The sequence below is a fragment of the Gardnerella sp. DNF01141 genome, from assembly GCF_049244255.1.
Lineage (GTDB): Bacteria > Actinomycetota > Actinomycetes > Actinomycetales > Bifidobacteriaceae > Bifidobacterium > Bifidobacterium vaginale_E.
Genome location: NZ_CP058391.1, coordinates 180,022 through 193,547 on the forward strand (window position 1 = coordinate 180,022; position 13,526 = coordinate 193,547).

Annotated in this window: 8 protein-coding genes; all 8 read left to right on the forward strand. The window is 40.4% G+C overall.

The annotated features are described in order from the left end of the window. The first annotated feature begins 37 nt into the window (after window positions 1-37). The 8 genes from HXT35_RS00635 (at window position 38) to HXT35_RS00670 (ending at window position 13,461) form a co-directional block, all read left to right on the forward strand. On the forward strand, window positions 38-766 hold the full coding sequence (locus tag HXT35_RS00635) for a response regulator transcription factor (protein WP_004127837.1): 729 nt from the start codon (window positions 38-40) through the stop codon (window positions 764-766). Window positions 767-780: 14 nt separating this feature from the next. Next, window positions 781-2,727 carry a sensor histidine kinase gene (locus HXT35_RS00640; RefSeq protein WP_421788101.1) on the forward strand — a complete coding sequence of 649 codons (1,947 nt, stop codon included), beginning with the start codon at window positions 781-783 and terminating at the stop codon, window positions 2,725-2,727. Between the two features lie 129 nt (window positions 2,728-2,856). Further along, the gene (locus tag HXT35_RS00645) at window positions 2,857-3,246 is read left to right on the forward strand and encodes a cold-shock protein (RefSeq protein ID WP_116794016.1); all 390 of its coding nucleotides are present in this window, start codon (window positions 2,857-2,859) and stop codon (window positions 3,244-3,246) included. Between the two features lie 17 nt (window positions 3,247-3,263). Continuing rightward, window positions 3,264-4,592, forward strand: a complete 1,329-nt coding sequence (locus tag HXT35_RS00650; RefSeq protein WP_421788103.1) for a DUF3027 domain-containing protein — start codon at window positions 3,264-3,266, stop codon at window positions 4,590-4,592. Between the two features lie 135 nt (window positions 4,593-4,727). Then, window positions 4,728-7,409 carry an ATP-dependent Clp protease ATP-binding subunit gene (locus tag HXT35_RS00655; protein ID WP_421788105.1) on the forward strand — a complete coding sequence of 894 codons (2,682 nt, stop codon included), beginning with the start codon at window positions 4,728-4,730 and terminating at the stop codon, window positions 7,407-7,409. Between the two features lie 122 nt (window positions 7,410-7,531). Beyond that, window positions 7,532-9,100 (forward strand): type I restriction-modification system subunit M, encoded by a 1,569-nt coding sequence (locus HXT35_RS00660; protein WP_421788107.1) that lies wholly within the window; start codon window positions 7,532-7,534, stop codon window positions 9,098-9,100. Then, on the forward strand, window positions 9,100-10,278 hold the full coding sequence (locus HXT35_RS00665; RefSeq protein WP_421788109.1) for a restriction endonuclease subunit S: 1,179 nt from the start codon (window positions 9,100-9,102) through the stop codon (window positions 10,276-10,278). Before HXT35_RS00660 ends, HXT35_RS00665 begins: the two co-directional genes overlap by 1 nt. A 21-nt stretch (window positions 10,279-10,299) precedes the next feature. Then, window positions 10,300-13,461 carry a type I restriction endonuclease subunit R gene (locus tag HXT35_RS00670; protein WP_421788111.1) on the forward strand — a complete coding sequence of 1,054 codons (3,162 nt, stop codon included), beginning with the start codon at window positions 10,300-10,302 and terminating at the stop codon, window positions 13,459-13,461. Window positions 13,462-13,526 lie beyond the last annotated feature (65 nt).

The following is a 13,526-nucleotide window of genomic DNA, read 5'->3' on the forward strand; positions in this document are numbered from 1 at the left end:
CAGGAAACATTCAGCTTTATAAGTGATGCTAATCAGTATGAGTAAGAATGTTGAAGCATCTATTGTTGTCGTAGACGACGAACCATCAATTCGTGAGCTTTTAGTAGCGTCTTTGCACTTTGCAGGTTTTGAAGTTGAAACTGCAGCATCCGGTTCTCAAGCCGTTGATGTTATTGAAAGAGTGAAGCCTGATCTTATTGTTATGGACGTTATGCTGCCAGATATTGACGGCTTCACCGTAACGAGACGAATTCGCCAAAATGGTATTAAAGTACCTGTTCTTTTCCTTACAGCAAGAGATGATACGCAAGACAAGATTATGGGCTTAACAGTTGGTGGCGACGACTACGTAACTAAGCCATTTAGTTTGGAAGAAGTTGTTGCAAGAATCCGCGCAATTCTCCGCCGTACTCAAGAGCAGGATGAAATAACTCCTGTTATTCGCGTAGCAGATCTTGAGATTAACGAAGACTCGCACGATGTAACTCGAAGCGGCATACCGATTGAGCTTAGCCCAACCGAATACAAGCTTTTACATTACTTGATGGATAATGAAGGCCGAGTGTTATCAAAAAGCCAGATTTTGAATCATGTATGGCAGTACGATTGGGGCGGAGATGCTGCAATCGTTGAATCCTATATTTCGTATCTTCGAAAGAAAATTGACGGAATTGAGATTACGGACGAAAACGGCAAGCTGCAAAAGGTAGTTCCTCTTATTGAAACAAAACGCGGAATTGGATACATGATTCGCGAACCAAAGTAAGGTCAAGCCTGATTATGGAAAACAATAATCGTAGTAGTGACGATAAAAAGCAGCCAAATAATGCTGGAACTGCGCAATCTAACAAAGACTCAGCGCGACAGCATGTTGGAAAAAGCGTTGCTGTTATACAAAATACTGCGTCAGAAAAAAAGCCAAAACAAAACAGAATTTGCTGGCTTAAAACCAAAGCAAATTCTATTCCTTTAAGTACACGTCTTGTGGCTTGCACTCTTGCAGTACTTACTGTTGCAGCATTTTGTATTTCATTATCAATTCGTCAATTGGTAGGAAATTATCTGCTTGAAAAAACTGACGCACAGTTAACAGATCAGGCAAGACTTATTTACGACAATATAGATTTGCTTCGTTCAAAAGATTCAAGCCAATCTACAGCAGGTCCAAACGACTACTTTATGCAGATTCGCGATATTAATAACAAAATCATATCTACTCCTTTAGTTCCAAAACTAAAGGGAGATTTTGTTTCTATTCCAAAGCTTCCTGCAAACGGAAAACCCATTAAGGGAGTTGTTACAAATAGGCCTTACACTGCTCCAGCTAAAGTTAAGGGTAATCCTAGTAGTGTTGACGAGATTACTTTAAAATCCGCAAAAGCTCCTTGGAGAGTTTTGGTGCTTGAATGGGAGCATCGAAGCAGCTACACTTCAGACGTACGTTTACGCGGATACGTGTATATTGCTTTATCTTTAAGCGACCAGCGCGATACTGTAAATACTCTTACTAGATACTGCATTATGGTAAGTATTGCAGTTATTCTTCTTGGAGCGGTATTTGCGGCTCTTATTATTCAGTCCACTTTAAGACCGTTAAAGCGCATAGAAAAAACAGCTTCAAAAATTGCTTCTGGAGATTTAAGTAGGCGAGTTCCGAGCGCACCAGAAAACACAGAAGTTGGTTCTTTAGCTGCTTCTTTGAACTCAATGCTTGCGCGTATTGAACGTGGCTTTAATGAGCAAGAAGCAATGACTGAAAAAATGAAGCGATTTGTTTCTGACGCAAGTCACGAATTGAGAACTCCTCTAGCAGCTATTCACGGTTATGCTGAGCTTTACACAATGTGGCGCAATATGCAGGGAGAGCAGGAGCGCGCTGATGATTCTATTGCTCATATTAAGGCTTCTAGCGAGCGCATGACTGAGTTAGTGGAAGATTTGCTTTCTTTGGCTCGATTTGACGAGGGTAGAGGAATTAATATTTCTCAGGAAGTTAGCTTGTCTCCAATTCTTTCGGATGCTGCTAACGATTTGCATGCTTTAGATCCAGCTAGAGCGGTTCAGCAGGGTTCGCTTACGCTTTCCGAAGACTTTTCTTTGGAAGATTGCACTGACTGCAATTTTGAACGCAAGTTTGTGTTCAATAGCGGAAGTCTTCCTAGCGTATCTCTTCTTGGTGATGGAGCGCGATTGCGTCAAGTCATGACGAATATTGTTGGAAATATTCACCGATACACTCCGGCTGATTCTCCAGTAGAAATTGCTATTGGCGTAATGAAGGCTTCAATTGATCCAGACCAGCTTTCCAAGCTTCCTTCAGTTAGTGACTCGTTAAAAGAGTTTTTGATTGCTGCAGAAAAAAGCCAATCTACTGATTCTGGCAATACTTACGCAGTAATTCGTGTTGTTGACCATGGTCCTGGAGTTCCAGAAGAGTCGCTTTCTCGCATTTTTGAACGTTTCTATATTGCAGATCCTTCAAGAGCTCGCGAAAAAGGCGGAACTGGATTAGGAATGGCTATAGCACAGTCTGTTGTAAAAGCTCATCATGGTTTTATTTGCGCAACAATATCTGACCCGTCAACTATTTCGGAAGACTTTGCTGGCCCAGATAATAATGTTGACGACACAATGGACGGTTCGGAGTCTCTGGATATTAATCCTCATGGATTAACGCTTACTGTTGTGCTTCCTGTAAGAGAAATTGAACCTTATGCGCTACAATAGAAAAAGCGAAACAATTAACATTAATATCTGGTAAACTATATACGGATGTTTTCGCATATAAACGATGCACTTGTGTGTTTAATGCATATTGATATGCGACAATGAGTGATTATTTGAGTGAGGTGTGTTATGCCCAATGGGCGTGTGCGTTGGTACGATGCGCAGAAGGGGTACGGCTTTATTGCCGGCGACGATGGTAAGGATGTTTTCTTACCAGCTGCAGCTTTGCCTGCAACTGTAAAGACTTTGCATAAGGGTACAAAGGTTGAATTTTCTGTAATTGAGGGTCGTAAAGGTCCTCAAGCGATGGGACTTAATCTTATTGCAACAGCTCCATCGCTAGTTAAAGCAACTCGCCCAAAGGCAGAAGATATGGCAGCAATTGTTGAAGATCTTATTAAGCTGCTTGATTCTGCAGGTAACGGTTTGCGTCGTCGTCATTATCCATCTACTGCTGAAAGCAAGAAGCTCGCTACGCTTTTGCGCGCAGTAGCCGACAATTTCGACGTTCAAGAATAGTTTCGGGAATATTATTTATGACTGATGAAGTGATGAATCCACAAGATATTGCTCGTAGCATTGCTGTGGAAACTTCAGAGCGTTCCGATGCCGTGGGAGATTTTGTGTCTTCCACGGATATTGGTGACGGTGTTACCGATTTTCGCTTTGAAAGTAAGCTTGTTGGTTACGAGGGCTGGCAGTGGTCAGTAACGTTGTATCACGATTTGGAAACTGAGCGTTGGACTGTAAACGAATCTACGCTTATTCCTACCGACGACTCACTGCTGCCGCCACCTTGGATTCCGTGGAAAGATCGATTGAAGCCAAGTGATCTTTCTGTAATGGATTCTATTGGAACAGAGGAAGATGATTCTCGTCTTGAAGATGGATTCCGTCCAGTAAATCATCAGTCTGAAGATGAATTAAGCGAAAAATCTGAGGAAGAATCTAAAGAAGAAAAAGAAAATTCCGAAGAAAATACGCTTAAGCAAGATGGCGAAACTGCTGAAAATGCTGACGCCACAGAAATTGTTGAGAATGAAAATGGCTCTTGCGATTCGCAAGGCAATGAATCATCCGAAAATAATGATTCTAACGAAGATCTTGAAGAGGCAGTTTCGACTTTACGTCTATCTCGCAGACGCGTGATGACTGCAGAAGCTCTTTCGCAAACAGCAAAACGCTGGTATGCAGGGCAGCACGGCCCAAAGTCACTGTCAACAAAAATAGCTGACGGTAACGTTTGCTCTTCATGCGGCTTTATGATTCCACTAGCTGGAAGCTTGGGTTCAATGTTTGGCGTGTGTGCGAACATGTGGAGTCCAGACGATGGTCGAGTTGTATCTCTTGATCACGCTTGCGGAGAGCATTCCGAAATTGAGCCACCTGAACCATCACAGCTGTGGATTCAATCAGCTCCAGCCTACGACGATTATCATATTGATATTTTGCAGCAAGCTCCTCGAGAAGAGCGTGCAGATGTTGAGCTTATTGAGGAAGCAATTGAAGATAGCAAAACGCATCGCCGCAAGCGTCGCAAATTAAATAAAGATGCTGCTAATGATGCTAATACCGCTGATACAGCTGATACGGCTGGTATAGCTGATACTGATATCACTGATACCCCTAGTACAGATACAGCTGATTCTAAGACAGCAGATTCGACTTCAGAAACTAACGATGTTGAATCTCGCGATATTGAATCTAATGATGTTGAATCTAACTATGAGGATGAAACAAAAACCGAAGAAATTAAGAAAATAGAAGTTACTGAAGAATCTGCTAAAAGCGAAGAACCTAATAAAAACACAGGTACTACAGCAATGCGATTGTACAAAAGGAAATCACGCAGACAACATAAGTAAAATCTAAAGAAATTCTAAGGAATACAGAAAAATCCTAAATCTTAACAGATTCTAATAAGTACTAATAAGTTGTGTAATACTTCGCGTCATGGTGACTAGTTACCATGGAATGAACGAAAAGAACGGAAGGCAGTTATGTTTGAACGGTTCACTGATCGCGCACGACGCGTGATTGTGCTAGCTCAAGAGGAAGCTCGCTCACTTCAGCATAATTACATTGGTACTGAGCATATTTTGCTTGGTCTAATTCGCGAAGGTGACGGAATTGCATCAAAAGCGTTGAGCTCAAAGGGCGTAGACTTGGAAGGCGCGCGCAAACAAGTGGAAGAAATGATTGGCAAGGGTGCTGTTGCGCCAAGCGGCCACATTCCTTTTACGCCGCATGCAAAGCAAGTTTTGGAGCTTAGCTTACGAGAAGCTCTGCAGCTTGGTCATAGCTACATTGGTACTGAGCATATTTTGCTAGGACTTATTCGCGAAGGCGAAGGCATTGGCACACAAGTGCTTATTAAAATGGAAGTCGATCTTGGAGACTTAAGAAGCACTACAGTTGACTTAATTCGCGGAGGTAGCTCTACAAGTTCAGAAGATGAAAAGGGCGAACTTGCTAACGCTGGAAGCGTGCAAGATAAAAGCAACAAGTCTGGGTCTGCACTTCTGGATCAGTTTGGTCGAAATCTTACACTTGAAGCGCGCGAAGGAAAACTTGATCCAGTAATTGGCCGTTCTGAGGAAATCGAACGAGTTATGGTTATTCTTAGCCGACGCACGAAGAATAATCCTGTGCTTATTGGAGATCCTGGCGTTGGTAAAACTGCAGTTGTAGAAGGACTTGCCCAGAAAATTGTTGAAGGCGATGTTCCAGAAACGTTGAAAAACAAGCAGATTTATTCTCTTGACTTAGGATCAATGATTGCAGGATCTCGCTACCGTGGCGATTTCGAAGAGCGCTTGAAGAAAGTTCTTAAAGAAATTAAAACTCGCGGCGATGTTGTGCTTTTTATTGACGAAATTCACACTATTGTTGGTGCAGGCTCTGCCGATGGTGCTCTTGGCGCTTCCGACATGCTTAAGCCAATGCTTGCTCGCGGCGAACTACAGACAATCGGTGCTACTACAACCGATGAGTATCGTAAGTATATTGAGAAAGATGCTGCTTTAGAGCGTCGTTTCCAGCCAATTCAGGTTCCTGAACCTACTATTGCTGAAACGATTGAGATTCTTAAAGGCTTGCGTTCGCGATACGAAAATCATCATCATGTAACTATTACGGATGGAGCTTTACAGTCTTCTGCAGAGCTTTCTGACCGTTATATTCAAGATCGTCACCTTCCAGATAAGGCTATTGATCTTATTGATGAAGCTGGCGCACGCTTACGAATTAAGCGCTTAACTCAGCCACCTGAGCTTAAAGAACTTAACCATAAGATTGCTAAGATTTCTGAAAAGAAAGATGAAGCAATTAAGCAGCAAGATTTCGAAGAGGCTGCTAATCTTCGAGACGATCAAGAAAAACTTGAAAACGAAGCTGCCGAAAAGGAAAAAGCTTGGCGCGAAGGCGAGTCTAACGTCAAAATGGTTGTTGACGAAGACATGATTGCTTCTGTTGTTTCAAGCACTACAGGAATTCCTGTAGTAAAGCTTACTCAGGCGGAGTCTCAGAAGCTTCTTCAAATGGAATCTGAGCTTCATAAGCGTATTGTTGGCCAAGATGAAGCCGTATCTGCTTTGGCACGCTCTATTCGACGAGCGCGCGTTGGTTTGAAAGATCCTAAACGTCCTTCTGGTTCGTTTATTTTCGCTGGACCTACAGGCGTTGGTAAAACTGAGCTTGCTAAAGCGTTGGCAAACTTCCTATTTGACGATGATGATGCTTTGATTCGCGTTGATATGTCTGAGTTTGCTGAAAAGTATGCTGCATCTAGGCTTTTCGGAGCTCCTCCTGGATACGTTGGTTACGAAGAGGGTGGTGAGCTTACCGAGAAAGTTCGCAGGAAGCCATTCTCTGTGGTTCTTTTTGACGAGATTGAAAAAGCTCATCCGGATATTTTCAACACGCTTTTGCAGGTGTTGGATGATGGTCATTTAACCGACGGCCAAGGTAGAAAAGTAGACTTTAAGAATACGATTATTATTCTTACTACTAATCTTGGTACGCGTGATATTGCGAAGGCTGCAAACACTGGCTTTACGCTTGGAAATAGTTCTGATTCTACGTATCAGCGAATGAAGGATCAGGTTAATTCGGAGCTTAAGCGCCAGTTCCGTCCAGAATTTTTGAACCGTTTGGATGACACTATTGTGTTCCGTCAGCTTACGGAGCCGGAAGTGCGCCAAATTGTTGATATGGACATAAAGCTGCTCAATAATAGACTGTTTGACCACCACATGTCTTTGGAATTGACCGACGCTGCTAAGAATTTGCTCGCTCAAAAAGGATTCGATCCTTTGCTGGGCGCGCGTCCATTGCGTCGTGTAATTCAGCGAGATATTGAGGATATTATTTCCGAGAAGATTTTGCTGAACGAAATTTCTGACGGCGAACGAATTGAGGTTGACGCTGAAGGCGAAGGATTGCTGGGGGAGTTTACGTTTAAAAGCCAGCAGTTTGATGTTGCTGAGTTAGATGAATCTAGCAAGGATTCTAGTGATGATGTGGAGTTAGATGAATCTAGTAAGGCTTCTAACAACTTATCTAGCGACGTATCTGGTGACGATTCTAGCGATAGCAAGGCTTCTATCGACGATTCTGCAGATAATACTGCAAACAACTCTGATAACGAAGCTGCTGATAAAACTGACAGTGAATCAAAATAAGTATAGATAACTCAAAAAGCCCGACGCGTAAAATCTCGTCGGGCTTTTTGCGAGGTGCAGGGTATTGATTTCAGTGCGTTGGCAGCAGAATGGACTAAATAGCTGAAAGGATGAATAATATAATGGCACTAGATAATAAAAAAGAAAAGGAACGTGACGAACTTCATCGTGCTATATGGTCAATCGCAGATGAACTTCGTGGTGCTGTAGATGGTTGGGACTTTAAGAACTATGTACTTGGCACTATGTTCTACAGATACATTTCTGAAAACATTACTAACTATATTAACGCTGGTGAAATTGAAGCCGGCAATGCTGAATTCGATTACGTGCAGATGTCTGATGAGATGGCTGAAGAGGCAAGAGAAGGCCTTGTACAAGAAAAAGGCTTTTTCATTCTTCCCTCAGAACTTTTCTGCAATGTTAGAGCAAAAGCTAAAGATGATGAAAACCTTAATGAAACGCTTGAAAAGGTATTCCGTCATATTGAAGAGTCAGCAAAAGGCAGCGAATCAGAATCCGACTTTGCAGGTCTTTTTGATGACTTTGATGTAAACAGTAATAAGCTTGGTTCTACTGTTGCAAAGAGAAATGAAAAGCTCTGCAAGCTTCTTGATGGCGTGGCTGATATGAATCTTGGTGATGTTAAGGATCACGATATTGATGCATTCGGTGATGCCTATGAATACCTTATGACAATGTATGCAAGTAATGCAGGTAAATCGGGTGGTGAGTTCTTTACTCCTGCTGATGTATCAGAGCTTCTTACAAGACTTGGTACAGTTGGAAAAACAGAAATCAATAAGGTGTATGATCCAGCCTGTGGAAGTGGTTCGCTGCTTTTAAAGGCAGAAAAAGTACTTGGCAGAGATAAGGTTCGTAATGGTTTCTATGGGCAGGAAATCAATATTACAACCTATAATCTTTGTCGTATCAACATGTTCTTACACGATATCGATTTTGATAAATTTAATATTGCTTGTGAAGATACCCTTATAGCTCCGGCGCATTGGGATGATGAACCTTTTGAACTTATCGTTTCAAATCCTCCATATTCTATTAAATGGGATGGTGATGATAATCCATTACTCATAAACGATCCTCGTTTTGCACCTGCAGGAGTTCTTGCTCCAAAGAGCAAGGCTGACCTTGCATTTATTATGCATTCACTTTCATGGCTTGCATCAAATGGAACAGCTGCGATTGTATGTTTCCCTGGCATTATGTACCGTGGCGGAGCTGAAAAGAAAATACGAAAATATCTGATTGATAACAACTTTGTTGATTGTGTAATTCAGTTGCCTTCTAATCTTTTCTTTGGAACTTCAATTGACACTTGCATTATGGTAATGAAAAAGAATAAGGCAGATAATAAAACGCTGTTTATTGATGCAACAAACGAGTGTATCAAGGTTACGAACAATAATAAGCTTACTCAAGATAATATGGGTAAGATTGTGAACTGCTTTGCAAATCGCAGTGAAATTGAGCATTTCTCACATCTTGCAACATATGATGAGATTTCTGAAAATGACTACAACCTTTCTGTATCAACCTATGTTGAAGCCGAGGACACAAGAGAAAAAATCGATATCGTTAAGCTGAATGCAGAAATCAAAGAAATCGTTGCTCGTGAAGAGACCTTAAGAAAAGCAATTGATACTATTATCGCAGAGATTGAGATGGACTAATGAGCAGATTAGAAGAATTGATCCAGGAATTATGTCCCGATGGGGTGGAGTACAAACCTTTATGGTTTCTAACAATATGGGATAAAAAATTCAATTCAGTTGATAGACATAAACAAACTAAGGTAATCAAATACAAATATTATCTTGCTGCTGACTTAAAAGGTCTTGAATCACAAACTGGTGATGTAAAAATTTTAACAACAAGCATATCCGATTTGTGGACTACTGAAGAATATGTTAAAGATACGATGTCTGAAGGAGAGGTTGTTTGCATTCCTTGGGGTGGAAATCCTGTTGTACAATACTATTCTGGTAAATTTGTTACTGGAGATAATAGGATAGCGACCTCGGCTAACACGTCTGTTTTAAGTAATAAGTTCCTATACTATTTTATGAAAAATAGAATTAGTGATATTGCATCTTTTTATCGTGGCTCTGGCATTAAGCATCCTGATATGGCAAAGGTTTTGGATTTGATGATTCCCGTACCTCCGTTGGAGGTACAACGTGAAATAGTCCGTATATTGGACTCTTTCACGTTACTTACAGCGGAGCTTACAGCGGAGCTTACAGCGGAGCTTACAGCTCGTAAAAAACAGTACGAATATTATAGAAATGAGCTTTTGAAAGTTGATGATTCTATAAAAACAGTTGCGTTAGAAGAAATTGCAGATATCGGAACTGGTAGCAGTAATACTAACGAAGGATTAGAAGAAGGTTTATATCCGTTTTATGTACGCTCCCAAGAGCCTTTGCGTAAAAATGAATATGAATATGATGAAACAGCAATAATCACTGCTGGAGATGGTGTTGGTGTTGGTAAAGTATATCATTATGTTGAAGGTAAATATGCACTGCATCAGAGAGCATACAGAATTCATATCAACACACCAGAGGTGCTCCCTAAGTACTATTTCCATTATATGAAATCAGCATTTTTGCCTTATATACAAAAAACGATGTTTCAAGGATCTGTTGCATCAATCAGAAGACCTATGCTGAATAAGTTTCCTGTGCCTGTGCCTTCTCTCGAAGTCCAAAAGAAAATCATTGATGTATTGGAAAATTTTGACGCCATCTGCTCTGACCTCAATATCGGTCTTCCTGCTGAGATTGAAGCACGTCAAAAACAATACGAATTTTATAGAGATAAGCTGCTTTCTTTCAAACAGTTATAATCTCAAAAAGGAGGTGCCTGTATGCCATATTTCAATATCGTGGCAGCTACAAGTGAAAATACAGTTGTTACTGAATACGAGCCTGTGAAGGCACGTTCTAACAGCTATCAGTCAGAATCTGAACTGGAAAAAGAGTTTATTCGTATGCTCACGGAACAGGGATACGAATATCTTACAATACATCATGAAAAAGATTTGATAACCAATCTTCGTACTCAGCTTGAGAAACTGAATAGTTACCATTTCTCTGAGACGGAATGGGATAGATTTTTCAAAGATTCCATTGCCAACCAGAATGAAGGAATCGTAGAAAAGACTCGTAAGATTCAGGAAGATAATGTTCAGGCATTAAAGCGAGATGACGGCAGCACAAAGAACATTACTCTTATTGATAAGAAGAATATCCACAATAACTTTTTACAGGTCATCAATCAGTACGTTATTGGAGAGTCTGACGGCGCAAAGCACGATAACCGCTATGATGTTACGATCCTTGTGAATGGTTTGCCACTTGTTCATATAGAACTTAAACGCAGAGGAGTGTCTATTCGAGAGGCTTTCAATCAGATTAACAGATATCAGCGTGATTCTTTTTGGGCAGGAAGTGGCCTGTTTGAATACACACAGATTTTTGTTATATCTAATGGAACAAACACAAAGTACTATTCCAACAGCACCCGTTTTAACGCTATAAAGGATTTTAATGCTGCAGCTACTGCCAGGAAAGGCAAAACAAGCAACAGCTTTGAATTTACTTCCTTCTGGGCGGATGCAAACAATCGTGTTATTCCTGACCTGATTGACTTCACAAGAACATTTTTTGCAAAACATACGATCCTTAACATCATTACCAAGTATTGTATTTTCACTTCTGAAGATATGCTTATGGTAATGCGACCATATCAGATTACGGCAACGGAGCGTATTCTTAATCGTATTGAAATTGCTAATAACTATAAAAAATATGGTGATGTTGCAGGTGGCGGTTATATCTGGCATACAACAGGCTCTGGCAAAACACTTACGTCATTCAAAACTGCAAGACAGGCGTCACTCCTACCTTACATAGATAAGGTTCTCTTCGTAGTTGACCGTAAGGACTTGGACTACCAGACTATGAAAGAATATGATCGTTTTGAAAAAGGTGCAGCTAACAGTAATACTTCTACTGCCATTCTTAAAAAGCAGTTGGAAGACAGCGATGCTCACATCATCATCACGACTATTCAGAAACTTGCAACATTTATCAAGAAAAATAAAGAACATGAAGTATACAACAAGCACGTTGTAATCATTTTTGACGAATGCCATAGAAGTCAGTTCGGTGATATGCACGCAGCTATTGTAAAAAGCTTTAAGAAATATCACTTATTCGGTTTCACAGGAACACCAATCTTTCCTGCAAATACAGCAAGCTCCCGTAATACGCAGTTCTTTACTACAGAGCAGACTTTTGGTGACCAGTTGCATACATATACTATTGTTGACGCTATCAACGATAAGAATGTTCTCCCGTTCAGAGTCGACTATGTTAAGACAATGGATATGGATGAAGATATCGATGACGAACAGGTATGGGATATTGCTCGCGAAAAGGCAATGATGGCTCCTGAGCGTATCAAGCTTGTGACGGAATATATTCTTAACAACTTTGATAGGAAAACATATCGTGGTGATAAAACATATATTTACAACACCCTTACCAATATTTCAGAAGTTGCATCCGGCAAGAATAGTGCTGTAGAAGAAATCAAGCAGAAACAACGAGTAAGTGGATTTAACTCAATCTTTGCTGTTGCCTCTGTTCCAATGGCAAAATTATATTATCAGGAATTCAAAAAACAGATGGAGGCTGACCCTACAAAGAAACTCCGTATTGCTACAATTTTTAGCTATGGTGCAAATGAAGCTGAATATGACGAAGGCTCAAGCGGTATTCTTGATGAGGAAAATTCAGAAGATACATCAGCGCTTGACCAGTCATCAAGAGATTTTCTTGAAATGGCAATCAAAGATTATAACGAGATGTTCCATACGAACTACTCTACAGACAGTGACAAATTCCAGAACTATTATAAAGACGTTTCTCTTCGCATGAAGAACAAGGAACTTGATTTGCTCATCGTTGTAAATATGTTCTTAACAGGTTTTGATGCAACTACATTAAATACACTGTGGGTAGATAAGAATTTGAAGATGCACGGACTCATTCAGGCATTTTCAAGAACGAACCGAATTCTTAATTCCATTAAGACTTTCGGTAATATTGTATGCTTTAGAAACCTTCAGAAACGAGTAGACGCTGCTATTTCACTTTTTGGTGATAAGAATGCAGGTGGTATTGTTCTGATGAAAGGTTTCAAAGATTACTACTATGGTTATGAAGGAATTGATGGAAAGCAGTATCCAGGATATATGGATATGATGGATGACTTAACATCAAAATTCCCACTTTCAGAGCCACAGATTATAGGCGAGCAGAATCAGAAGGGCTTTATCTCCCTATTTGGTGCGATTCTACGCATGAGAAACCTTTTATCTGCATTTGATGAATTCGCTGGCAAAGAGATAATAACTGAGCGTGATTTACAAGATTACCTTGGTAGATATCAAGACTTGCGTGATGAATGGAATGAAAAGCGCAAGAAAGGTGAAAGCACCGATATTATTGATGATATTGTCTTTGAAGTTGAGCTTATTAAGCAGATTGAAATCAATATCGATTATATCCTTATGCTTGTTAAGAAATATCACGATAGTCACTGTGAAGATAAGGAAGTCCTTGCAACAATCAGGAAAGCTATTGATGCCAGCCCTGAACTTCGTAGCAAGAAGGCTCTTATTGAAACCTTTATTGCAGGAATTAATGATGTTGAAGACGTTATGACAGAATGGCATTATTATGTAGCTGAAAAGCGTGAAGAAGAACTTGTTCAGATTATTAAAGATGAAAAGCTGAAAGAACCTGAAACAAGAAAATTCATCGAGAACGCATTCCGTGATGGTGAGATCAAAACAACAGGTACGGATATAGATAGACTTATGCCTCCTATATCTCGTTTCGGCGGTGGCGACAGAACTACTAAGAAGCAAGGTGTCATTGATAAGCTGAAATCATTCTTTGAGAAGTTCTTTGGTGTTGGTGGCTCATTTACCACTAATGAACCGAATGCTGTGAATTAAGCTGATGTTGTTTCAAATAAGTCATCGCTGATGGTAGCTGAAGATGCAGCAAACTATTATTAGCT